At 42.6% G+C, this 22,788-nt stretch carries 24 protein-coding genes; 17 read left to right on the plus strand and 7 right to left on the minus strand.

Features of this window, described 5'->3' with window-relative positions; genetic code table 11:
• Positions 1-75: 75 nt before the first annotated feature.
• From ACOSV2_RS14780 to ACOSV2_RS14790, 3 genes are all read left to right on the plus strand, one after another.
• Positions 76-942 (plus strand): DMT family transporter, encoded by an 867-nt coding sequence (locus tag ACOSV2_RS14780; protein WP_428975766.1) that lies wholly within the window; start codon positions 76-78, stop codon positions 940-942.
• A gap of 116 nt (positions 943-1,058) precedes the next feature.
• A complete protein-coding gene (locus ACOSV2_RS14785; RefSeq protein ID WP_428975767.1) occupies positions 1,059-2,150 on the plus strand; it encodes a serine hydrolase in 1,092 nt (363 codons plus the stop codon).
• Positions 2,151-2,189: 39 nt separating this feature from the next.
• Positions 2,190-3,212, plus strand: coding sequence for a hypothetical protein (locus tag ACOSV2_RS14790; protein WP_428975768.1), 1,023 nt, complete (start codon positions 2,190-2,192; stop codon positions 3,210-3,212).
• Positions 3,213-3,256: 44 nt separating this feature from the next.
• Here the strand turns inward: ACOSV2_RS14790 and ACOSV2_RS14795 are convergent, their stop codons facing one another.
• Genes ACOSV2_RS14795 through ACOSV2_RS14810 form a run of 4 tightly spaced genes read right to left on the minus strand, consistent with a single transcriptional unit; the run spans position 3,257 to position 7,062 of the window.
• Positions 3,257-3,910, minus strand: coding sequence for an ABC transporter ATP-binding protein (locus ACOSV2_RS14795; protein ID WP_428975769.1), 654 nt, complete (start codon positions 3,908-3,910; stop codon positions 3,257-3,259).
• Position 3,911: 1 nt separating this feature from the next.
• Positions 3,912-4,970, minus strand: coding sequence for an ABC transporter permease (locus ACOSV2_RS14800; RefSeq protein ID WP_428975770.1), 1,059 nt, complete (start codon positions 4,968-4,970; stop codon positions 3,912-3,914).
• 51 nt (positions 4,971-5,021) lie between these two features.
• On the minus strand, positions 5,022-6,392 hold the full coding sequence (locus ACOSV2_RS14805; RefSeq protein WP_428975771.1) for a sensor histidine kinase: 1,371 nt from the start codon (positions 6,390-6,392) through the stop codon (positions 5,022-5,024).
• Between the two features lies 1 nt (position 6,393).
• Entirely contained in the window at positions 6,394-7,062 is a 669-nt protein-coding gene (locus ACOSV2_RS14810; protein ID WP_428975772.1) for a response regulator transcription factor, read from the minus strand.
• 184 nt (positions 7,063-7,246) lie between these two features.
• Here ACOSV2_RS14810 and ACOSV2_RS14815 point away from each other — a divergent pair, with 184 nt between their 5' ends.
• The 6 genes from ACOSV2_RS14815 (at position 7,247) to ACOSV2_RS14840 (ending at position 12,485) form a co-directional block, all read left to right on the plus strand.
• Positions 7,247-7,933 (plus strand): sigma factor-like helix-turn-helix DNA-binding protein, encoded by a 687-nt coding sequence (locus ACOSV2_RS14815; protein WP_428975773.1) that lies wholly within the window; start codon positions 7,247-7,249, stop codon positions 7,931-7,933.
• Between the two features lie 3 nt (positions 7,934-7,936).
• Positions 7,937-8,536 (plus strand): ATP-dependent Clp endopeptidase proteolytic subunit ClpP, encoded by a 600-nt coding sequence (gene clpP, locus ACOSV2_RS14820; RefSeq protein ID WP_428975774.1) that lies wholly within the window; start codon positions 7,937-7,939, stop codon positions 8,534-8,536.
• A gap of 216 nt (positions 8,537-8,752) precedes the next feature.
• Complete coding sequence (locus tag ACOSV2_RS14825; RefSeq protein WP_428975775.1) at positions 8,753-9,271, plus strand: hypothetical protein; 519 nt, start codon at positions 8,753-8,755, stop codon at positions 9,269-9,271.
• Positions 9,272-9,350: 79 nt separating this feature from the next.
• Positions 9,351-10,409, plus strand: coding sequence for a C45 family autoproteolytic acyltransferase/hydolase (locus ACOSV2_RS14830; RefSeq protein ID WP_428975776.1), 1,059 nt, complete (start codon positions 9,351-9,353; stop codon positions 10,407-10,409).
• A 220-nt stretch (positions 10,410-10,629) separates the two neighbouring features.
• Entirely contained in the window at positions 10,630-11,199 is a 570-nt protein-coding gene (locus tag ACOSV2_RS14835) for a helix-turn-helix domain-containing protein (RefSeq protein ID WP_428975777.1), read from the plus strand.
• A gap of 38 nt (positions 11,200-11,237) precedes the next feature.
• Complete coding sequence (locus ACOSV2_RS14840; RefSeq protein ID WP_428975778.1) at positions 11,238-12,485, plus strand: ATP-binding protein; 1,248 nt, start codon at positions 11,238-11,240, stop codon at positions 12,483-12,485.
• Between the two features lie 50 nt (positions 12,486-12,535).
• Here the strand turns inward: ACOSV2_RS14840 and ACOSV2_RS14845 are convergent, their stop codons facing one another.
• Both ACOSV2_RS14845 and ACOSV2_RS14850 read right to left on the minus strand, forming a co-directional pair.
• Positions 12,536-13,210: an NAD(P)H-dependent oxidoreductase gene (locus ACOSV2_RS14845; protein WP_428975779.1), complete on the minus strand. Its 675-nt coding sequence runs from the start codon at positions 13,208-13,210 to the stop codon at positions 12,536-12,538.
• A gap of 186 nt (positions 13,211-13,396) precedes the next feature.
• The gene (locus ACOSV2_RS14850; protein WP_428975780.1) at positions 13,397-14,356 is read right to left on the minus strand and encodes a sodium:calcium antiporter; all 960 of its coding nucleotides are present in this window, start codon (positions 14,354-14,356) and stop codon (positions 13,397-13,399) included.
• A 231-nt stretch (positions 14,357-14,587) separates the two neighbouring features.
• Between ACOSV2_RS14850 and ACOSV2_RS14855 the strand changes: the two genes are divergently transcribed.
• From ACOSV2_RS14855 to ACOSV2_RS14865, 3 genes are all read left to right on the plus strand, one after another.
• Positions 14,588-15,145: a GNAT family N-acetyltransferase gene (locus ACOSV2_RS14855; RefSeq protein ID WP_428975781.1), complete on the plus strand. Its 558-nt coding sequence runs from the start codon at positions 14,588-14,590 to the stop codon at positions 15,143-15,145.
• A gap of 43 nt (positions 15,146-15,188) precedes the next feature.
• The gene (locus ACOSV2_RS14860) at positions 15,189-15,797 is read left to right on the plus strand and encodes a methyltransferase (RefSeq protein ID WP_428975782.1); all 609 of its coding nucleotides are present in this window, start codon (positions 15,189-15,191) and stop codon (positions 15,795-15,797) included.
• A 124-nt stretch (positions 15,798-15,921) separates the two neighbouring features.
• Positions 15,922-16,839, plus strand: coding sequence for a ketopantoate reductase family protein (locus ACOSV2_RS14865; protein ID WP_428975783.1), 918 nt, complete (start codon positions 15,922-15,924; stop codon positions 16,837-16,839).
• A 175-nt stretch (positions 16,840-17,014) separates the two neighbouring features.
• Here ACOSV2_RS14865 and ACOSV2_RS14870 read toward each other — a convergent pair whose 3' ends face one another.
• Positions 17,015-17,593, minus strand: coding sequence for a biotin transporter BioY (locus ACOSV2_RS14870; protein ID WP_428975784.1), 579 nt, complete (start codon positions 17,591-17,593; stop codon positions 17,015-17,017).
• Positions 17,594-17,681: 88 nt separating this feature from the next.
• Here ACOSV2_RS14870 and bioD point away from each other — a divergent pair, with 88 nt between their 5' ends.
• The 5 genes from bioD (at position 17,682) to ACOSV2_RS14895 (ending at position 22,786) form a co-directional block, all read left to right on the plus strand.
• The gene (gene bioD, locus ACOSV2_RS14875; RefSeq protein ID WP_428975785.1) at positions 17,682-18,407 is read left to right on the plus strand and encodes a dethiobiotin synthase; all 726 of its coding nucleotides are present in this window, start codon (positions 17,682-17,684) and stop codon (positions 18,405-18,407) included.
• Between the two features lie 16 nt (positions 18,408-18,423).
• A complete protein-coding gene (gene bioA / locus ACOSV2_RS14880) occupies positions 18,424-19,743 on the plus strand; it encodes an adenosylmethionine--8-amino-7-oxononanoate transaminase (protein WP_428975900.1) in 1,320 nt (439 codons plus the stop codon).
• A gap of 551 nt (positions 19,744-20,294) precedes the next feature.
• Entirely contained in the window at positions 20,295-21,218 is a 924-nt protein-coding gene (locus ACOSV2_RS14885; protein ID WP_428975786.1) for a DMT family transporter, read from the plus strand.
• 17 nt (positions 21,219-21,235) lie between these two features.
• On the plus strand, positions 21,236-21,787 hold the full coding sequence (locus ACOSV2_RS14890; RefSeq protein WP_428975787.1) for a cysteine dioxygenase: 552 nt from the start codon (positions 21,236-21,238) through the stop codon (positions 21,785-21,787).
• Positions 21,788-22,510: 723 nt separating this feature from the next.
• Positions 22,511-22,786 (plus strand): hypothetical protein, encoded by a 276-nt coding sequence (locus tag ACOSV2_RS14895; RefSeq protein WP_428975788.1) that lies wholly within the window; start codon positions 22,511-22,513, stop codon positions 22,784-22,786.
• The last annotated feature ends 2 nt before the right edge of the window (positions 22,787-22,788 follow it).

Here is a 22,788-nt window from a genome sequence, read left to right on the forward strand (position 1 = left end):
TTACACTATCTAAGTTGTCAAAATTAATTCACTCAATATTGATCCTATTATTGGCAAATGAAATTGGAGGAAGTTATGTCAGATCGAAATAAAGGAATACTCCTATTACTTCTATCAGCGTTTGGTTTCTCCCTGATGGCGGCATTTGTGAAGCTGTCAGGAGATGTGCCGACGATACAAAAAACATTTTTCAGGAACATCGTTTCTGCATTTATCGCATTCGGTTTTGTCCGTTATCATAAGGAGCGCTTATTCGGTAAGAAAGAAAATCAGAAGCTGCTGTTGCTGCGCTCCAGTCTAGGTGCTGTCGGGATCGTCTTGTTCTTCTATGCGATTGACCATCTGGTGTTATCCGATGCCGATATGTTGAACAAGCTCAGTCCGTTTCTGACCATCATATTCTCGGCTATTTTCTTGAGGGAGAGGACCCGGGTGTTTCAGGTGGTGGCGATCATCATTGCATTCATCGGAACACTGTTCATCATCAAACCGGCGTTCTCCTTTGATGTTATTCCATATTTGGCAGGAGTGTTTTCCGCTATTTTTGCAGCGGGTGCCTATACGGTCCTGCGAGTATTAGGGAGCAGGGAGAAGTTTTATACCGTCGTATTTTACTTCTCATTCTTTACGACGGTCGTGCTGCTTCCATTTGTCATCGGATTTTATGAACCGATGAGCGCTCAGCAGTGGATTTATCTATTATCGGCCGGCGTTTTCGCGACAGTTGGTCAATTCGGAATCACGATGGCCTACAAGTTCGCACCGGCAAGGGAAATATCAATCTTTTTCTATTCAACGGTCGTGTATTCCGCCATGATCAGCATCTTCCTTTTCGGGCAGATACCGGATGTGTTGAGTGTCATCGGGTACATCATCATCTTTGCGGCTTCGTTTTATATGTTCTTGAAAAATAATCAAGCAGCCAAAAGGCAGGAAGCATAATCGGAAAATACCCATCCTGAATATAGGGATGGGTATTTTTTTATGGAGATGAAATGAAACATTTTCCAAATCTCATTCGTAGATATACTAACAAGGTTATGACAGGAGTGAATGGAATGAAGATTGCTTTCATTATAGTGGGTGTCTGTATTGTCATTGGAATCGGTGTAATCGTTGCAGCGAGACACTATTTAACCAAAGAAGATCCAGAATATCTATTAAACTACTTAAAGAACCACCATAATAGCAGCTTAACCGTATCAAGGAACGGGCAAACCCTATCCGCTATCAGGGAAAATGAAATGTTCCCGTTAGCGAGTACGGTGAAAATCATGATTGCAATCGAGTACGCGAAACAGTGTGATGAAGGAAATTTAGTTCCATCAAAAAAGATATCGTTAGAAGAACTAGATCAGTATTATATTCCTGGTACCGACGGGGGAGCACATGAAGCCTGGATTGAATACTCCGAAGGGGAAGGGGTGCTTCGAGACGGGTCATCAACTCTGGAAAACGTCGTAAAAGGCATGATTTTATTCAGCTCCAATGCTAATACCGAATATATGATGAACCTTCTGGGAATCGACAGCATCAATAAATTACTGGTGGAGCTGAAAATGGATCAACACGAGCCTCTATACCCCATCAGTTCAGCCATGCTGCTTCCCACCTATTTTAAAAATGAGTATCCTGCTTATTCAGAAAAACAGATAGAAGACAAACTGAGAGACATGTCTAAAGAAGAATACATCGAGCTTTCCCATCTTATTTTCACTTCATTAAAAAAAGGCGAAAAGCACATTTATATGGATAGTATACATACCAACAAGTCCCTTCAGAAAATATGGTCAGACAGACTGACGAAAAGTACGACGGCTGAATATGCAGAAATCATGGGGAAACTGAATTCGAAGACGTATTTTTCAAGAGGAACCCAGGAAAGATTGGATACGGTGATGGAAGGAATGATGGAGAATCCTAAGAACCAGGAATGGTTAAAGCATGCTGGGCAAAAAGGGGGGTCTACATTATTCGTTGCCACCAATGCTGCGTACGCAACCGATAGAGATGGAAACTCGACGGAGATCGTCTTTTTTGCCAATGATCTCGAGGAAGTGGAACGTCAAAAGATCTCAAACAATTTAAACGGTTTTAATTTAAGAATATTGAGGGATGAGGATTTCCGAAAAAAGCTGGAAGAGTTATAATGTAAGTATATGGAATTTGTTGCGGAGAGGGGAGTTTTCATGGTCCTGCGCGAAACGAAATTAGCGAAATGGGCAATCGCCCTGTTAGGTGTCGTTCTCCTTAGTAATCTTTTATTGTACCAACCGATAGTTCAACGATTTCTATCGATAGAATTGGAGAGGGGAGTAGTGATAGGGTCTCTGCTGGATTTAATGATTGTGTCCCCTGCCCTGGCCTATGCCGCATTTAAACTGTCGAAGAAGCAAGTCGTTGGGTTGATGGTATTCGGCCTTGTGTTAGCCAGATTCATCATTCCTGAAGAATTATTTGCACCGTTTACCATCCTGCTATATTCCGGGATAGGAGTAGAAGTATTATTCCTGGCAGCAGAATTGGGACTTATTTTCCTCGCCATTCGAAAATTTCCCGAAATTCGATCTGCCATGAAATCATCCGGAGTAGGACCGATCTTTTCTTTCCTGCCTGCTGTAGAGAAGAAAGTAACCAGTCACATTTTGATCAGGATCCTTTCCTCAGAAGTGTTAATGGTTTTCTATGCTCTATTCAGCTGGCGCCGCAAACCGCCTGTACATGCCGGTGCTGTAACAATGCATCATAAGACCAGTGCCGTTGCCATGAATATCATGCTCATCCATGCCGTCGTGATCGAGACGATCGGTATCCATTGGTGGCTTCATTCCAAGCTTCCGATTCTGTCTTTCATTCTCTTGATTCTGAACGTTTATACTGTTCTATTGTTTATTGCTGAAATTCAGATTACCAGACTCCATCCACTGGAAGTAAAAAATGGTCATCTTTATGTGACGCAGGGATTGATGCAACGAACAGACTTCCCCCTTAATCAAATTGAACAAGTTGAATGGGGTAGGGAACCTGGCAAAGAAGCACTCGTTTTCATGCATAAAGACTTTGAAGAGATTCAGCCACAGGTGTTGCTGTATCTGAAAGAGCCCGTGGAAGCGACAATGTTTATGGGAAGAAAACAGCTGGTATCAGAGGTTGCCTTGCGAGTGGATGAGCCGGAGAAGTTAAAGGAATTGTTGGAGATAAGGAGTTCATGATAAAAAAGTGCCTGACTCTTGATATGTCAGGCACTTCTCTCTTATCACGTCATCCGGTACACCCAGTCACAATGCCCGATCATTGTTTCATCGTGCGTCACCATGATGGTGGCGATATTTCTTTCTTTTGTTTCCTTGGCGAGAAGTTCCACCACGGCCTTACCTCGGGCTTGATCAAGGCTTGCGGTAGGTTCATCTGCAAGAATCAATCTCGGTTCGTTCATAAGTGCACGGGCGATGGCAACCCGCTGCTGCTCACCACCTGACAGTTGTTCAGGATAATGGGAGTAGCGTTCTTCCAATCCGAGATGAGACAATAATTCCCCTGCCCGTTTCCGAAGAACGTCCCCTTGTTTGTTCAGCTTTCCTACAAATACTAATTGCTCTTCCACCGTTAAAAAAGGAACCAGGTTTGATTGTTGAAAGATAAAGCCGATTTCTTTGAGTCGGAGGGATGTTTGTTCTTTCTCACTAAGATTGTGGACGTTTCGTCCGTTCATTTTCACTTCACCACTGGATGGACTGGTTAAGGCTCCTATGATGGACAGAAGCGTACTTTTTCCCGATCCGGAAGGTCCTAATATGGCACCAAACTCACCTGGATTCACCCTCATGGATACATGGTCCAATACCGTCAGCTTCTCATTTCCCTGTTCATATGTTTTGCTCACATCATTTAACTCTAAAATGGCTGTCATCTTATTTCACACTCCCGATTGCTTGTAATGGATCCACAGTCACAATGTTTCTAAAGGATAAAAGTGAACCGATCCACGCCATCAGCAGAATTAATGCACTGTTGAATAGAATCATGGTGACCGATAATTCAAAAGGTATGCCTGCCGGAATCACTAATGTAAGTCCATAGGTAACGACATTCCCTGCAACGATGCCTGCGATGGTAAGGGTGGAAATTTGCGCGAATAGTGAACGGAGAAGAATGCTCACTTTCGTCCCGATCGCTTTTAGAACTCCGTATTGGTGAAGCTTTTGCAGGGTCATGACATAGAAGAAAGTGGCTAGGACGATCGCCGATATGATGAGGAGAAAGATCACCATCATATTCAGTGAGCCTTGTTCTGCAGAATAGCCGGGTACATTGGTTAGAATGTCTTCTTTAGACACGGTATCCATTACTGAAGGCGTGTCTATCATTCCTTTATTCGTAAATAGAATGGCTTGGTATGTGAGCGAATCTTCAAAAATATCCTCCCATGTTTCTAAAGTTGTAAAAATGGCTGGGGTGTGTCCGTAGCTGAATCGCTTTTCAGTAAATCCCTTGACTATCCATTTTTTATCCTCATAGACGAATGAATCCCCGATCTCCAACCCTTCTTCCTTCAGGCTGAGATCAACAAGCACTTCATAGGGAGCGAGCTTCGGGAGATCTGCTGAAATTGGCATGAAAGCACTATCGTGGTCAATGGCAAACAGGCTTACATTTACGGTCCTGCCTTCCTTGTTGATCTCCACCATTTTCAGACCAAGAGGGGATCCCCCTTTTATAGAAGAAATGTCTTGTTTTGTTAACTGTGATCGTTCAAGCTGATGCTTGTCGCCCGCTTCCACAACATAGGTATCAGCAGGCATATTCTTTATAGCCGAAGCGTTATCCACCGATAATCCATTGGCAAGTCCTGAGATTGATAGGACCAGACTTGTGATTAAGGTGATAATGCTAATAATTAATAAAAACTTCATCTTCGCATAACGCATTTCTTTCCATGCCAGAAACAAAAAAATCACCTTCCCTTTCATTATTTCTCCTTCATGATAAAAGGGAAGTATGAACGGAAGATGAACAAGGGATTAAGGAAGAGTCACCGTAAAGGTGGTGCCTTTATTGGTCCTGCTCTCAACATGGATTTCACCATGGTGCAGGGTGATGATTTTTTTGACTATGGAAAGGCCAAGGCCGCTGCTATCTTTTTCTTTACTCCGTGAGGAATCCGCTTTGTAAAATCGTTCAAATATCTTTACCTGGTGTTCAGAAGGAATTCCGATTCCGCTGTCTTGAATAATAAATCTGAACCCCCTCTGATGTTTTTGAAGGAACAGGTTGATTTCGCCCCCTGGGGGAGTGTATTTGATACTATTGGCCAACAGGTTCTCAAATGCCTGATAGAGCAGCTCTTCGTGACCGTTATATGTCACATCGTCGGCTTCGATGGACACAGCGAGGTCTTTTCTTTCCCACAGCCATCGTGTTTGTTTCATGAGCCCATGGAGCAATTGAGTCATGTTGATGGGTGCATGTTGAATCAATCCATTATCCTTATCGAGAGAAGCGAGGGTCAGCAGTTGCTTGCTCAGCTTCGACAGCCGGGTACTTTCTGATTCAATCACCTTTAAGTAATGTTCCCGATCCTCTTCTGACAGGGAAGGGGAGAGAAGCAGATTGGCATAGCCTTTCATGGAGGATAGAGGCGTTTGGATTTCATGGGATACATTGGAAACGAACTCCTGTCGCATATTCTCCACCTGCATCAGCTGACGGCTCATGGATGTAAAGGAACGGGCAAGGGTACCGATTTCGTCCTTGCGGCTTTCATTCAATTGAATCGAATACTCACCACCGGCAATTTTCTTCGTGGCATTCGTCAATTCACGAATCGGTTTCACAAGATAGCGGGTACTGAAGAACACGATCACCATGCTCAGTAGTATCGTAAAAAGAAGCAGGACAGATAGGAGAATATGAATTTCATTAAATTGTTGTTTCACATTCGGTCTCATGAACAGGGCATGGGGCTTTCCGTCAATTTCAATGGGAACACCAATGCTATTGGTTAATTCATTGGAGAAAAATCCAGTCACAAATGTGGTAGAGGGATAATTCGCAATTCCATGGTAAGTGGATCCGTTCACAACGCTTTCTACAATTTCTGGAGAAAGGCTACGATCACGAAAGTCCTCTCCGTAGAATGTTCCGGGAGCTTTGCCATCAGTTACATAAAATTGATAACTGAGCTTCGCCGTTTTCTGAAAAAAAGCAGGAGCATCCATTGAAGCTGCATTATATAAATCAACGATGTCTTTCGCGATTTCAGTATTTTTATCATCATTGGCAGGCTTTAAAATATGCTGATAGTAAAGATTCGAGCCGATGAAAGCAATGACACTGCTCGCCATCATGATAAGAAGGGTGACGACGACAATCCGGACATACAGCGAGCGCATTTTAGGTCACCTCCAATTTATAGCCGATTCCACGGACAGTAGTGATCAAGAAATCTTCGGAATGACGGAAACGGTCACGAAGCCTTTTAATATGGACATCAATCGTCCGGTCATCCCCTTCAAAATCCATTCCCCATACATGTTGAATGATCTCTTCCCGGGAAAAGGTTCTGTTCGGGAAGCTTGCTAAATAATATAATAGTTCAAATTCCTTAAGAGGAAGAATGATGGTTTTTGATCCGTCCTTCACTTCGTACGATCGTTTATCAAGAATCATTTCATTTAAACGGATTTTCTGGGGAGCGGCACGGTGAAATCTCCTCAGGATCGCTTGTACTCGAAAGAGGAGCTCTTCTTTTTCAAAGGGCTTGACCATATAATCATCGGTCCCGGCTTCATAGCCTTTTGCTTTATCCGTAAGACTGTCCTTGGCGGTCAAAATAATAATCGGGATATCGTAGTCCTCCCTGATTTCCTTCGCCAATTGAAACCCATCCTTATTTGGCATCATCAAATCGACAATCGCCAAATCCATCGACTGTGCTTCAAGAATGACAGAAGCTGCGTCCCCGTCTTGTGCTTCAGTAACCAAATAGCCATTCTGCTCTAAATGAACACGTATAAGCTTACGTAAATGGGGATCGTCATCCACGACAAGTATTGAAATCATCACTAATCCTCTTTTCAGTCACCTGTTTTTATGAATCAACTTTAGCACAACTCACGCTGCTTACACCAATTAATGACCCATTTCAGTACTGTTGGATATAATATAAATAAAAATATCTTTCACCCATATCTTTTTAACCAATTCATCCGTTATAAGTATGAGAGGATTCAAAGGAGTGAGGAAGATGCAAACGAGATCTGGCTTAAAAAAGAATGAAGGACAGCCAAATGATGAAGTCATGGAAGAGCTTGTTCCCAAGCTCTATCGATACTGCTATTTTCTGACGAAGAGCAAGTGGGACGGTGAGGACTTGGCTCAAGAGTCCATATGTAAGGCACTGAGTCATTATCCTGCTCAACAGTGGAGGTCTTCTTTACTTAATAAAATCGCTTATCATCTATGGGTGGATAAAGTCCGGAAACAGAGTAAGGAAGCGATTGGCGGAGTCCCGGAAGTGAAGGCTGAAGACATTCCTAATGAGGGGATCAGTCTTGAAACCCTGGAGAAGCTTTCAAGAAAGATGACCCCCAAACAGTTAGTCACTTTTGTTTTGAAAGAGGCGTTTCAATTCAAGATTTCTGAAGTGGCAGAAGTTCTGGGGATGACAGAAACCGCTGTGAAAGCCTTGCTGAATCGATCGAGGGAAAAACTGAAAAAATTCTCCGATGATGGAGACGGGTGCGGCGTTCAAACCTACTGGAATGAAGCGCTTCAGAAGGAGTTGAACGCGATTTTATACCGCAGCCTAATGGCCCAGGATCCCAGTCTTCTTTTGGCATACATTCCAATCTTGCTTGCACATGCTCCCGCCCAAGGCCGATTTGTACGAACGTCTGGCTCTCCTTCAAGCGTCCTCTCACTAGCTGCATAACGAATGAAGGAGGAAGTAAGGATGAATACCATACCTTATGTCATCGAACAGTCAAGTAAAGGGGAACGATCCTACGATATTTATTCACGATTGTTGAAAGACCGGATCATCATGGTGAGTGATGAAGTGAATGACCAGATGGCCAACAGCATTGTCGCCCAGCTATTATTCCTGGCTGCAGATGATCCGGAGAAAGATATTTCCTTATATATCAATAGCCCGGGTGGCTCCACTTCAGCAGGGTTTGCCATCTTTGATACGATGAACTATATAAGTCCCGATGTTCGAACGATCTGTACCGGAATGGCGGCATCATTCGGCGCAATGCTGCTGCTTGCAGGGACAAAGGGAAAACGGTTTGCCTTACCAAACAGCGAAATCATGATCCACCAGCCATTAGGTGGTGCCCGTGGGCAGGCGACAGACCTGGAGATTTCAGCGAAGCGGATTCTGAAGCTAAGACAGCATATCAACGAAATCATTGGTGAAAAAACCGGCCAGCCCGTTGAAAAGGTTGCCCTTGATACCGATCGTGATTATTTCATGAGTGCGTATGAAGCGAAGGAATATGGGATTATTGATGAGATTATTGAGAAGAAATGATGGAAAAGAAGGGACGGTCGTTTGGGCCGTTCCTTTATTATGTCATTCAGCTGCTGATAATGGAGGGGAATTCAGCAGCTGAATGAAGGGGGGAAGGGTGTACCAGGCACAGAACGTTGAATTTGTACCAGGTACATTTCTCAAGATGCACCATAATTCCAGAAGGATATGGTAAAATAAACCATGAAATCTTCGTGTATGAGGGAGGAATGGCTGGTGACATTGGTTATAGTACTGGGTCTTATCGGGATTTTCTTTTTCATGAGAATGCCAAGTGAAAAAGCCTATTCGTTTAAGTGGGTTCATTCCTTGAATAAGTATGAGTGGTTTCAGAATCCTTGGGTAGTCGGATGTTTTTTATTCGGGATGAATCTGGTTTTATTCGGTACAACTGGACTGATATTGTATGGTATTACCTTGATGATGATTCCATACCTTCACCTTATTATCATGATGGCTGCTGTTGTGGTGAGTATTCTGGTGTGGAGTTCAGTTAAAAGTGCGAAAGAGTGGAAGAAAGGTGAGCGACTGAAGGCCGGTATGGTGGGGAGCAGTTTCTATTTGTTGCTTTTTATGTTTATCCTGTATCAATGGGTCACTTATGTACCTCAGTATCCAGGTGAGGACGAGGTTATGACCTCCGTCGGGTTTTTTCTTGGGCTATTGGTATCGGGGGTGGCGTTTGTCATATGCTTTGTGATGATGGTTTTTCTCCCGGTTGATAGGCGTGTGTAGCAGGATTCCGATTCCTTTCTTTTTCCCAACCATTCTATTATCCTTATAGAATACATTCTGACAAAAAGAGGTTTTTAGCATGAAAACAATACATAGCGATGTGATTCAGTTCCGTGGATCTCATTACGATTTTGGTTATATGCAGGGGGAAAAGATAAAGGATTCGATCACGGTGAGAAATCGTGAGAATCAGTGGAAGCTAAGAAAGCCCCGTTTCTCGATTAGCATGGAGGAAGCGAAGCAGGCGATCATGAGATTTGCTCCGGGTGTATGGGATGAGCTTATAGGATTACAGGAAGCGCTCGGGTGGCCGATGGAGAAGGTGCTGCAGGAGTTTGGCGGATACCGTGTTGAATATACGAAGTCGGGCTGCTCGATTGTGACGGGTGAAAATTATTTGATCCGGAATTACGATTATCACCCGAAGACGTATGAGGGAAGGTATACGTTTTACCAGCCGACGGACGGGGGATATAGTATCATCGGACCGAGTCAGCGGGTGACGGGACGAATGGATGGCATGAATGAAAAAGGATTGGCGATTGGATATAACTTCATGCATCGGAAAAATCCTGGTGATGGCTTCATTTGCTGTATGATTGGACGATTGATTCTGGAATCTTGCGGAGATGTATCGGAAGCCGTTGAGATGTTAAAAGAAATTCCACATCGTCATTCGTTTAGTTATGTAGTGTACGATATAAGTGGAGAAACATTTATTGTAGAAACATCACCACGTGGGGTAGAAGTTCGGCAGTCCAATGCATGTACGAATCATTTTGAAGTGATGACCCATGAAAATCGAAATCATCTGGTCGATTCGAAACGACGATTGAGTATCATTCAAGATAAGCAGACTACAGATGCCTATGAAGCTTTCCGCCTAATGAACGACACGGATAAAGGTGTTTTCTCCGATTTATACGGAAGCTGGGCCGGCACCATCCATACATCGGCTTATTTTCCGAAAGAAATGAAAGCATGGTTTGCCCTGGGGGGAGATCGGGAACCAGTTGTCTTTGATTTTGCCCAGTGGCTTGAGGGGGAGGATGAAGCCCTTGAAAGAATAACCGGAGAAGTGAATACAGATATTCCCTTTGTTCACATGGATGAGGGAGCGGATTGGTTTAGTAAATAATAGTAGAACCTCGGGAGTATTCCCAAGGTTCTTTTTTGATAGAAAGAGTGCTGAGGGTATTTTTCCATTTTGCTAGAAAATATTTTCTGATTTTTCCTTAATTATGGGTCTTTTAGTCGGTTTTACGTTTTTTTGCAATAGTGACAAAATAGTCACATAGTTTTTGAAATTAGAATCAGTATAATAGAACTAGAAAGGTTGCTTTGCAGGAGGGATGCGAGTGAGTCAGCAGAAAAGAAATTGGCTGGAAAGATTAAGAAAAATCAAAGGATATAGCCAAGAAGAGATTGCACATCTAGTTCACATCGACAGATCCTATTATTCAAAGATTGAAAATGGTGTGAGAGTACCAAGTAGGAAGCTTGCGGAAGATTTGGCCGATTTACTGAATTTTCATGTTTCCATTTTCGAATTAGAGGTTAGTCCGTTTTATTTTGCCCTGCAAGATTCCCCCATGGTTGTTGCCCATTTTGACTTAGAGTTTAGATACACGTGGATTTTTAATCCCCATCCAGATTTTGATCCTATTTTCGTGATTGGCAGAACGGATGTAGAGTTGGTTGATAATGATGGAACTAGAGAGCTAACGAGAATGAAACAAGAGGTTATCAAACAATGTAAGTCGATTAGAAAAAAGATTGCCTTTCCTCAATCAGGCAGTATTCAAGAGTATGATGTTACCTGCCATCCATTATTTAATGAGAAAGGTGAATTGATCGGCGGAAGCTCTGCCTCCACTCAGTTGCTAAAGGAAAAAGGAACGGACTGCAGTCAAAAAATTCACTCCTGAAAGATAGTTTTGATAGATATGAGTTAGGGGGTGTTCATATGGTCGATTCTGTTTTAACGAACTTATTATTAAACTTTTTATTTATTATAGTAGGGCTATTAGCCTTTGCGCTGTATTATGATTTCACAAAGAAAACCCCTTCTAAAGGTATCGTCATCTTTCTCTCAACTATTACGATTTTACTATGTGTGTTGTTTAGTCATGAGCTTACAGCCGGCGTTTACGTAGATTTAAGAAGGATCCCTTTTTTCTTAGCGAGTTTATACTTTGGACCAATTGTTTCTTTTGTTTTAATGATCGTCATCATTTTATTACGATATATGTTCATCGGTAGTGGACTTATCCATCTTGTCATTCTGAATTATTTTATTACGTTTTTAATTTTGGCGGCGTTTTCCAAGGGGTTTTTGCGTGCTAAGAAAAAAGTGAAAATGCTCTTTACCGTAGTGATCTGTTTTAGCATGACTGTATTTAATCTTGTATTTGGATATGTTTATGAAGCTGAAATCTCGAGGGATGAATACATATACCTTGTTCTCATTCCTTTAGCTGCAACCATTATCTCCGTCATGATTGCTGAGATGATTCGGAAGCTAATGATGATGAGAAGAACATTGTCTCAACATGAAAAACTTCAAGTTGTAAGTCAATTAGCGGCGAGTATTTCCCATGAGGTGCGAAACCCTTTAACTTCCTCCAAAGGATTCCTGCAGCTGATGCGTGAAGAAAAAGATGAAAAAATGAAAAAACAGTTCATTGATTTATCTTTGAAAGGGATTGATCAAGCTACTCACGTCATTGAAGACTATCTGACCTTTACCAACTCAACACCGGACAAAATAGAACGTATCAATGTAAAACATTCCATTGTAGACTTGATAGAGATGGTAAAGCCATTGGCTCAACACGTGTCATTTAGTTATTATCTCATTGATGATATTTATGTAGACGGTCAATCCCATAGTTTTCGGAAATGTATTGGAAATATTATCAAAAATGCCATAGAATCCATGCCACAGGGCGGTGAGCTTTCCGTAGAAATGATGGAGGACGAAAATCTGGTTATTGCCATAACTGATACAGGTTTGGGGATGACAAAGGAGCAAATCCAGCGATTTGGAGAACCGTTTTTTACGACGAAGAACGAAGGAACTGGATTAGGGGTCATGGCGGCAAACATTATTGTTCATTCAATGAAGGGGAATATCCAAGTGAAAAGTGAATTGAATAGAGGCACGACGGTTTATATAGAGTTGCATAAATCTTTAAAGATAGAGGCAGGGTAAATGTGAAGAAAAGGAATTCGGGCAGGTAAGCCGGATTCCTTTTCTTTTCATTAAACAAACTTCACGATATCCTCATAAGGTCGACGCGTTTTCGGTGCTGGATCCTTTACCCGGTATCCGAATGCCACCATGACGGAAATGCTGAAACGACCTTCCTCCAATAAACCTTCTTCATCTAAAAGCGTATTCATCTTTTCGATGTCAAAGCCTTCGATCGGACACGAGTCGACTCCGATTTGAGCGGCTGCTGTCATCATATTTCCAAGTGCTAAATAGGTCTGTTTCCCGGCCCAGTCGTATAGGGGACGATCGCCTTCGAGTAAATCGAAATCAACCTTTTGGAATTGCTCGATTTTTTCCAAGTATTTAGCCATATGATCTTCAGGCAGGTTTTTCACGTTTTTAAAATGGTCCTGTAAGTATTGTGAATCGTATTTCGTATCTTTTTTCGTTCTAGCCAGGATCACGACGAAATGACTGGCTTCAGGCAGTTTTCCGTATGCTCCCCAAGCCGTGTTCTTGATTTTTTCTTTCAGTTCAGGGGTTTGAATCACGACGAATCTCCAAGGTTCGAATCCAAATGAGCTTGGTGACAGACGCCCTGTTTCCATGATGAATCGGAAATCGTCATCGGACACCTTCTTATTTGGATCGAATTCCTTTGTTGCATGTCTGAAATGGTAAGCATCTAAAATGTCTTGCTTTAGTTGTTCTTTATTAGCCATTGAACATTCACTCCTTATCCATTGATTCAATCATGTTTAATTTATCATAAGTGAAGTGGTGAATCATGTGATGTGCTTGAACAACACTTTTTCGATTGAAATTTTGGGGGAAATGAAACATAAGACGAGTCTCATTTTTAAGCCTGAAAAAGAGTAAAGGCGTGCCAGGGCACGCCTTTTGAATGTCTAGAATAATACATACGACACGACAATATATAAAACGGTTATAATAAAGGATGGAGCCATATACCTCCACTTGTTCATCACGTTTGTCGGGCGAAGAAGCAAATAGACGATGACGAGTGTCATCAATAATCCCAATCCTGCGATAAAGATATGGGACGTGTCGACTGCTTCAAGGATGGCGCCTTTTCGGTAAAGGACATCGGTCAGGACGAGTAGTTGAATGTTAAACAGGTTGCTTCCGAGAATAGAGCCGATCGCCATATTGTAGTTCGCCAGTTTAAAAGCAGCAAGAACCGTTACGAGCTCGGGAAGGGAAGTCGAAGCAGCAATGAGAAAGCTTCCGACAAAGCTTGCGTTCATGCCGGTTGCCTTTGCCAATTGGTCACCTGCAATCGATAACACACTTCCTGACGCAAACACGACCAGTGCAGCAATGATAAAACCGATAACGGCCGTTTTGAGGGAATAGTCCTTTGTAGGTACGGATTCTCCTTCAGCATCATCGCTGGAAACGAATTTCACCGCAACGAAGTATAGAATGATAATGATGAACATCTCAATCCCAACGCCAAAAAATTCAATTGAACCCGGCATGAAAAGGGCGAAAATGATGATTATGAGAAACAGGAATCCAAATAGGGCAGAAGGAATATTCGCCTTTCTGTTAACCTTTTGGAACAATCTCTTTTTACGATAAATAAGGTCGACCACTGCCAGGATAAAAAGATTGAACACATTACTACCGAGCATGTTTCCTACAGCGATATCAGGGTTATCGATATAAACCGCCGTTATGCTCGTCGTTAATTCCGGGAGTGAAGTCGCTCCTGCAATGAGGAATGTCCCTACGACAGCTCCACTTAATGAAGACTTCTTACTGATAACATCTCCGAACTGATTAAGGTAAATAGCGGCCGCAACCACAACGGCTGCCGCGACTAGAAAAACAATGTAAACCATATAATCTCCTCCAAGCCAGCGAATACAAAAAAGACCCCGGCACAAATTATTGTACCAAGGTCTTGCGTGCTGAAGAATGAGCTAAAGCCTGATGAACCAGGTATTTTCATACCGGGATGACGATTCACCAGCCGTTTACCGGTCGCTACTCCCCTTGTTATTATTAATGTATTAGGATTTTGAAGGTTTGTCAATGAAAGTGCTTATATTTATTTATGAGGGGGCGAACGTGTGAAAGTGGAAAGGGAATATCAAGTGAAACAAATCGTTGATTATGATATCAAAGGAAAAATGAAAGCTGAAATACAAGAATTATTAACTGAATGTTTTGGAGATGGCTATCCTGATGATAGAATTTACTTTAAACAGATTCCTCATTTCAGGTATCTCGTCCATAACGGAGATCAACGTTTAGTGGGGCATGTCGGGGTGGATTACCGAGTCATGAAATTGGAAGGTGAGCCTATAAATGTATTGGGGATAATCGATTTGTGCGTTTCAAAGGGTAGTCGCTCCCTGGGAATCGGATCACAGCTTCTCTTCGAATTAGAAAGGTTCTGTGATGGCCGAAACATCGATTTCCTTCTTTTATTTGCCGATGATCCATCCTTATATGAAAAAAATGGCTTCCAATCGGTGTCCAACCAATGCACGTGGATGAAGATCAACGACCAAAACCAGACCACCCGGGGCATCGGCACCGAAACCATAAACGAACTCATGATCAAACGAGTAGGTACCAAAAAATGGTCAAGCGGCCAACTGGACATGCTTGGTTACCTCTACTAAACTTTAAGGTCCAAGAAGGACGGACCTTCAAAAAGGAGTATGTATGAAGGAAGAGAATTATGATGAATTATTAGGTGTTCGAACGTGTGAGTTGCAGATGGGGTTTCATCGGTCTTTTCATTATCATCGGTATGAGCCGACTCCGTATCAAGCACTGGATGAATTATTCCGACATTATAGATTGAATGGCAGTGATCGCGTTGTTGATTTCGGATGTGGAAAAGGGCGATTGAATTTCTTTATACACCATCTATTTCAATCCACCGTAGTTGGCATTGAAATGAATGAAGATTTTTATGAAGAAGCCGTGGAGAACCGGGAAAGCTATTTAAAAAAAGCAAAAGCCAAACGTGATAATCTCTACTTTTATCACTGCCTGGCAGAAGAGTATATGATCCATCCAAAGGATAACCGATTTTACTTTTTTAATCCGTTTTCCGTTCAGATTTTCATGAAGATCATCAATAACATCCTCTTTTCAGTTGAACAATCACCACGTGATATCGAGATCGTGTTGTACTATAGCTCGGATGATTATGTGCATTATTTAGAAAATCACCCCCTTTTCGTTTTGCGGAAAGAAGTGAACTTGTCAGGGGATTATGAAAAAAATGAGTATGAGCGATTTTTGGTGTACGGGTTGATGTACTGAATGTGGTGTCCCCCTGACTATTTGGGGGCACCTTATTTTTCTGCAAAGCCAATATTTTTGATTTATGCGCTTTCATATCGGAGAATAGTGACATGGCAGTGAAAAGGAAAAGGAGGCGGATTGAATGAGAATACTAGTTGTTGGTGCAGGTGCCGTTGGGGGCTATTTCGGAGGCAGATTGGTAGAAAAGGGTGAGGATGTTACGTTTCTCGTTCGTGAGCGAAGAGAGCAGCAGCTGAAAAAGCATGGATTGCATATTGAAAGTGTTCATGGTGATTTTCACTGCGAGCCGAAAACGGTGAGGTCAGGAGAAAAAGCAGAGCCTTTTGACGCCATTATCCTCTCGACCAAGGCTTATCATCTTAAGGGAGCAATCGAGAGCCTTCACTCCTTCGTAGGTGAAAATACGATGATACTTCCACTTTTAAACGGAATGTCTCACGTCGACGATCTTATAGAAGCATTCGGGGAAGAAAGAGTGATAGGCGGTTTATGCTTTGTGGAGTCGACACTTGACGAATCAGGGAAGGTCATTCAATCAAGTCCCATTCATGATCTCGTTTTTGGAGAAAGAAGTGGTGAGCGAACGGATAGGATTGTGAAGCTTGAAGGGGCATTTTCAGGAACGAAGGCAAACTTCCGATTATCCGACACCATCGAGCAGGATATGTGGCATAAGTATTTATTTATCACCACTCTTTCAGGTGTCACGTCCCTGTACCGTGCACCGATTGGCCCGATTCGGGAAATAGCAGAGGGTGCAGATATGATCAAAGGAGTCCTTTATGAAGCCGCAGCGATTATGAGAAGCTTGAAAGCACCACTTGCTGAGAAAATAGAAGAAGCTCAATACGATAAAATCAATCAAATGGGTTATAGCATGAAGTCATCCTTACAACGGGATATGGAAAAAGGTCTCTCTGTAGAAGCGGATCATTTTTACGGTTATTTATTGAAGGCTGCAGAAGCAGAGGGAATCGAAGCGCGTGAATTGCGTTTGATTTATGGAAATTTGAAGGTTTATGAGACTGCAATTAAATAAAAATGATAGACATCTGATGCCTGTTTTAGGGTGTCGGGTGTTTTTTTGTGGAATGGAGTTGGTTTCATGGGGGATTCAGTTGTTTAATGAACGCTTAAAATCAGCTGCTGAATATTGTGCGGAAATCAGCAGCTGAATCCAATCTCTCAGCTGCCGATCTATACAAATGCTCCCCTTATTTATGAAAAGAAGGACTCATATGCCTCGACGGTACCACCTTATACAATCGCTGAAGAATCACCATGGAAACAGCCATGACTCCTATATCCAGCGGCAGATACGCAACCATCCATCCCCAGGCAACCGTGTAACTGAATCCGCCCGGTGCTTCTGCCCAAAATGTCAGGGCCAGGTACATGAAATTCGTTCCGATTATGTAATTTAACAATAAGGCGAGGATTCCTGCAGTGAGATATCCTACAAATGTACGCTTCTTTTCCAAAACGATTCCCACGGCGAACGCAACCGCGATAAAGGATAGAATAAATCCAAAGGTAGGACTGAGCAGGCTTGACGGTCCTCCTTTAAATTGTGCAAAGACCGGGGCCCCTACTAGGCCGAGAGCTAAATATACCGTCATCGCCTTCGCTCCCACCCGGCTTCCAAGTATTCCTCCCGCAATGATGGCAAACATCAACTGAAGGGTGACCGGAACTCCTCCAATCATTAAAAACGGAGACACATTCGCTCCTACTGCCATTAAAGCAGCAAAAAGACCACATAAGACCATTTCTCTAGTTTTTCCCATTTTCATTTTCTCCTCCTCAAAACTGTGGTATGATTGATATTATCTTAAATGTTAACCAGTTTGTAAATAAGGTTTACATAAAAGGAGGGAAAATATGAAGGGTTTTTTCATTACCGGCACAGATACAGATATCGGCAAAACGTTAACCACTGGATTGTTAACAAAGTACTTCTTGGAAAAGGGCATGGATGCATTCCCCTATAAGCCCGTGCAAAGTGGAGCTGTCTTGAAAAAAGATAGACTAGTAGCACCCGATACTGAATTTTATGAAGAGGTCACTGATCGTTCTTTTGGAAAAGATGCTAATACATATTTATTGAAAACTCCAAGCTCTCCTCATCTCTCAGCTGCAATAGACGGTGTTTCGATTGAATTGGAGCCAATTTTAGAACAAGTCGAGAAGTTAAAAAGCACTCACGAACTTTTACTGATTGAAGGAGCGGGAGGACTGATTGTCCCGCTAAACGAAGAAGAAACCATTCTTGATTTAATCGAACGAGTGTCACTGCCTGTCATTCTTGTCGCGCGAGCAGGTCTTGGCACAATTAATCATACGGTCCTGTCTGTGATGGCATTGAAACAACGGAGTATTAAAATCGCAGGCATCATCCTGAATCAGACATCCAGAGATGAAATGCCGGAGATCGAGCGGGACAACAAACGAATGATCGAAACATTAACCGGTGTAAAGGTAATCGGTGTGCTGCCAAACATATCGCAGGATTCTTTTGCAACTGTCGATGTAGGGGAGTTATTTAAGAATTGGAACCTTGAAGAGTTAGAGGAGGCTATACAGAGTGAATCAACAACAGCTTATTGAAAAAAGCAGTCAATATATGTGGCTTCCGTTTACACAGATGAAGGATTATGATGAGAACCCGTTGGTGATTGAAAGCGGGGAAGGCGTTTATCTTCGGGATATCTACGGGAATGAATATCTTGATGGATATTCCTCTCTGTGGCTAAACGTTCATGGCCATCGTAATGAGGAAATCAATCAAGCGATCAAGGATCAGCTTGATAAAATCGCGCACTCTACTTTGCTCGGTGCCACCAATGTTCCATCGATTTTGTTAGCCGAAAAGCTGGTCCAACTTTCCCCGGAGAGATTAGCCAGAGTCTTTTATTCAGACAGCGGTGCAACCTCTGTGGAAATTGCCATTAAAATGGCTTATCAATACTGGCAAAATAAAGGGAAGCCGGAAAAACAGAAGTTTATCACTCTTCAAAATGCGTACCATGGAGATACGGTCGGTGCGATCAGCGTCGGGAAGGTGGACATTTTTCACAGAGTCTACAAATCTCTTATGTTTGAATCACTCGTTGCTCCGTTCCCGGACGTGGACCATCACCCGGATTTAGAGGATGAGGAAGAGATTCGAAATCGTGCACTTGAAGAGCTGGAAGGGATTTTGAAAGAGCATCATCATGAAATTGCCGGTATGACCGTGGAGTCGTTGATACAGGGTGCTGGCGGCATGAATATTATGCCAAATGGCTACTTTAAAGGCGTCGAAAAGCTTTGCCGGAAATATGAGGTGCTTCTCATTGTCGATGAAGTAGCAACAGGCTTCGGCCGTACAGGAAAAATGTTCTCAGTCGAGCACGAACAAGTCCAGCCTGACATTATGACAGTGGCAAAAGGGATCACAGGTGGATACCTCCCCATTGCAGCAACCCTTACCACAGAAGAAATCTATGAAGCATTCTATGATGATTACACATCACTGAAAACCTTCTTCCACGGTCATTCCTATACAGGAAACCAGCTTGGTTGTGCTGCGGCATTGGCGAATCTGGAGATCTATGAAAGAGAAAACCTGATTGAGAAAGTTCAAGAGAAATCGGGGATCATTGAATCCCTGTTAGCTCCTTTAAAGGATCATCCCCATGTAAGCAGCATCAGACAGCTCGGGATGATCTGCGGCATTGAGTTGGTACAGGATAAAGCCAGTAAAAAGCCGTTCCTGTGGGAAGACAGAGTCGGCTACCGGACCACCATCAAGATGCGTGAACTGGGTATGCTGACCCGGCCGATCGGAGATACCATCGTCTTCATGCCACCACTCGCCACAACCGAAGAAGAGCTTAAGAAAATGGTAGGGATTATGGTGGAAGCTATAGAAATCACAACGAAGGGAGCTGTTGGGGTATAGGGACGGACCTTCAATCACCTGCGCAGCTAATCAAAACGGTAGAGAGAGGGATGGACCTTGGATGGGGTTCGTCTTTTTTCGTTTGATATGGTGGTAGTTTAACAGGTGAAAAACGACGGAAATTAACAGGAGAAATATAGATAAAATACAACCGTTAAAATAACGTTTAAATTCAACAGGAGAATACTAGTGTTTATTCAGCAGCTGAAAAATCAAAGAAATTCACCTGTTAAATATTCCAGAAAAATCAGCAGCTGATTAAAAAAGAGGGACGGACCTTCATTCGCCCCACCCGAAACCAAAATTGAAGATTCCCCACTTCCCGGATATATTATCTAGTTTGGTATGTTTATTATCGACTTTTCAAATATATTATCGAGTATGACCAGTTTATTATCGACATACAATATGCCACAGCGGGTCCGGATTCCAACTTATTTTCAAAACCGTCTAAACCCATCCCACACCAAATTTCACTACAATCCCCACATCTTTCACCCGGACGAGCATACCATGATACAAAGACCCTTTTTCGAAAGGATACCACGCCCATGATTCCAGTTAAAACAAAGGTTGTCGCCTCATTATATGCTATGATGTCAATCAGCTTCTGGGGCATATCATTTGTATCAACGAAGGCAGTGTTGGACACCCTTGATCCTTATACACTGCTCGTTCTCCGGTTTGCGATTGGAGCTCTGTTTCTGCTCATGCTCTTACTTTTAAAAAGATATCGCCTCATCATTCCGATCAGATATATCCCGCACCTGATCGTGCTGGGGGTACTTGGGGTCTTCATTCACCAAGTGATCCAGGCGACGGCCCTCCTTACAATCGATGCATCATCAGCAGGCTGGATGATTTCATTTTCTCCCGTTTTCACCGTAATCCTCTCCATGATTTTTTTACATGAAAAAATGACGGTTCCAAAAGCGATAGGTATGATTATAGCAATTACCGGTGTGCTGATGGTGACGACAGCAAGGAGCGGTCAGTCCATCGGGTTTGCTGTCAACATTGGTTATACCCTGATGATTCTCAGTACATTGAATTGGGCCATCTACTCAGTGCTGCTGAAGAAACTCCGTATCGAGTTGCCATCTCTCGTCATCACTTTTTATATGAGCCTGCTGGGGTTCAGCTTAACCATCCCTTTTCTCATCCGAAACCGCGGCTGGGAAGGCATTTCTCTTCTATCAAATGTGGAATGGGCCCACTTGATGTTCCTCGGTGTGTTTGTCTCAGGTATTGCGTACTGGTATTGGGGGAAGGCACTTGAGGTATTGGATGCGTCAAAGGTGTCGATGTTTCTGTATTTAGAGCCTGTTACTACACTCATTGCCGCGATCCTTCTCCTGCACGAGAAAATTTTCTTCATAAGCATCATGGGTGGAATCATAATTATAATAGGAGTTGTGATTGTAAATGGCCAGATGATTTCTGTTTTCCATCGGTTTCTATGGAGGAAACGATAACATAGGGAGGAATCGCGGTGATCTTAAGGGAACGGATAAAGGATAGATTGGATGAATTGACCAACCCTTCAACGAAAGAACTTAAAGAAGTCTTGCAGTCTCTAAACTTAAGTCTCGATGATTTACAGCCATACTTACAGTCTCCGGAAGGAAAGCCCTATTATCGAAAGCTCCTTTATCAAAATGAAGAAGCAGAGCTCCTCGTGATGAATTGGTCCGATATCGAATGTGCCCCACATGATCATGGGAACTCTAAGGGATGGATCCAAGTCATGAACGGGACTACAGTCAATACAATCTTTGAAGTAAAAGAAAACAAGCTTCCACAGGAGATATTCCATCGCGAATATAGGGAGGGTTCTTTCTTTTTTGCACCGAAAAAGGGTGTTCACAAAATGAAGAAGGAGAGTGGGGAAGATTTGGTGACCCTCCATCTCTATTCTCCGCCGATTCAGGGTATGATGGTGTACGACTTGGAAAAATGTGCGGCCTGTGTGGTATCGGAAGAATGCGGGGCATGGTGGCCGGATCATATCAGGCAAAAAATAAAGGAATTGCAATTAAAATAGAAAGAGCGTTTCTCCATGGCGGAGAAACGCTCTTTCTATCATTATCGTACTCTTACTGCCTATGCATCTTGACTAGATAAATAGTTCTAAAAAGAAAGGAAAGGATGATTACAGTTACAGAATGTTGTGAACAATCGGGTTGGAGAGGTGGTAAACTAAAAGTTAGAAGTGAAGAGGAGAGTTGATGAAATGTTCAAGGAAATAACGATAGATCAAATTATACATTCGTAGATGTGAGATCTCCTTCTGAATACAGGGAAATGAAAATGATGATTCCGGGTCGTATGAACTTACCCGTCTTCAATGATGAAGAGAGAGCGGAAGTCGGGACTCTAGATAAGCAAGTATGCAAAGAGAGGGCGGTGGAACGGTATTGGCAAAACAGCCATTCTGAAACAGCTTCAAAAGGAAGGGTACCCCGTCCTGGATATCGAAACGTTAGCCAACCATCGAGGCTCAATCTTTGGACGGATCGGGTTGACACCAAGCAACCAGAAAACCATTGATTCCCTTCTTCTTAAAGACCTGATGGGGCTGCAGGAATCTCCCTTTATATAATTTGAAGCAGAAAGCAAACGGATCGGAAAGCTGCTTATCCCCGATTTTCTAGTAGAGAAAAAAGAAAGCGGTTTTTATTGAGATGCCAATGAAAGAAAGAGTCAATCATATTTTAGAGGAATACCGTTTACACGAGCATCGTGATGAATTTACAGAAGCGTTTCAGTGTATCAAGAACGTATACATAGCCCGATTGCCAATCAAATAGAAGGTGAGCTGAAAGAGAAGAATTATCAGCTGATTTTAGAGCTTTTAATGGAGTACTATTATGATCCAAGATACTGCCATACGGCGAGTCAGTATCCTGGAGATAAAAAGGTGATGATAAAAGCGTCTTCTATTGAAGAGGCATGCGAAGAAGTTAAGAAATTTATCAAGGGAAGCGTATCTATTCATGAAAATCTCAGTTTACAAAGATCGTGTCGGGAAACCATTTTATAGTA

It is taken from the genome of Rossellomorea sp. DUT-2 (assembly GCF_052665285.1).

Excerpts from the sequence above, each read along its gene's own strand:
- ACOSV2_RS14780 (WP_428975766.1), top strand. The coding sequence starts at position 76 with ATGTCAGATCGAAATAAAGGAATACTCCTATTACTTCTATCAGCGTTT.
- ACOSV2_RS14785 (WP_428975767.1), top strand. The coding sequence starts at position 1,059 with ATGAAGATTGCTTTCATTATAGTGGGTGTCTGTATTGTCATTGGAATC.
- ACOSV2_RS14790 (WP_428975768.1), top strand. The coding sequence starts at position 2,190 with ATGGTCCTGCGCGAAACGAAATTAGCGAAATGGGCAATCGCCCTGTTA.
- ACOSV2_RS14795 (WP_428975769.1), bottom strand. The coding sequence starts at position 3,910 with ATGACAGCCATTTTAGAGTTAAATGATGTGAGCAAAACATATGAACAG.
- ACOSV2_RS14800 (WP_428975770.1), bottom strand. The coding sequence starts at position 4,970 with ATGAAAGGGAAGGTGATTTTTTTGTTTCTGGCATGGAAAGAAATGCGT.
- ACOSV2_RS14805 (WP_428975771.1), bottom strand. The coding sequence starts at position 6,392 with ATGCGCTCGCTGTATGTCCGGATTGTCGTCGTCACCCTTCTTATCATG.
- ACOSV2_RS14810 (WP_428975772.1), bottom strand. The coding sequence starts at position 7,062 with ATGATTTCAATACTTGTCGTGGATGACGATCCCCATTTACGTAAGCTT.
- ACOSV2_RS14815 (WP_428975773.1), top strand. The coding sequence starts at position 7,247 with ATGCAAACGAGATCTGGCTTAAAAAAGAATGAAGGACAGCCAAATGAT.
- clpP (WP_428975774.1), top strand. The coding sequence starts at position 7,937 with ATGAAGGAGGAAGTAAGGATGAATACCATACCTTATGTCATCGAACAG.
- ACOSV2_RS14830 (WP_428975776.1), top strand. The coding sequence starts at position 9,351 with ATGAAAACAATACATAGCGATGTGATTCAGTTCCGTGGATCTCATTAC.
- ACOSV2_RS14840 (WP_428975778.1), top strand. The coding sequence starts at position 11,238 with ATGGTCGATTCTGTTTTAACGAACTTATTATTAAACTTTTTATTTATT.
- ACOSV2_RS14845 (WP_428975779.1), bottom strand. The coding sequence starts at position 13,210 with ATGGCTAATAAAGAACAACTAAAGCAAGACATTTTAGATGCTTACCAT.
- ACOSV2_RS14850 (WP_428975780.1), bottom strand. The coding sequence starts at position 14,356 with ATGGTTTACATTGTTTTTCTAGTCGCGGCAGCCGTTGTGGTTGCGGCC.
- ACOSV2_RS14860 (WP_428975782.1), top strand. The coding sequence starts at position 15,189 with ATGAAGGAAGAGAATTATGATGAATTATTAGGTGTTCGAACGTGTGAG.
- ACOSV2_RS14865 (WP_428975783.1), top strand. The coding sequence starts at position 15,922 with ATGAGAATACTAGTTGTTGGTGCAGGTGCCGTTGGGGGCTATTTCGGA.
- ACOSV2_RS14870 (WP_428975784.1), bottom strand. The coding sequence starts at position 17,593 with ATGAAAATGGGAAAAACTAGAGAAATGGTCTTATGTGGTCTTTTTGCT.
- bioD (WP_428975785.1), top strand. The coding sequence starts at position 17,682 with ATGAAGGGTTTTTTCATTACCGGCACAGATACAGATATCGGCAAAACG.
- bioA (WP_428975900.1), top strand. The coding sequence starts at position 18,424 with ATGTGGCTTCCGTTTACACAGATGAAGGATTATGATGAGAACCCGTTG.
- ACOSV2_RS14885 (WP_428975786.1), top strand. The coding sequence starts at position 20,295 with ATGATTCCAGTTAAAACAAAGGTTGTCGCCTCATTATATGCTATGATG.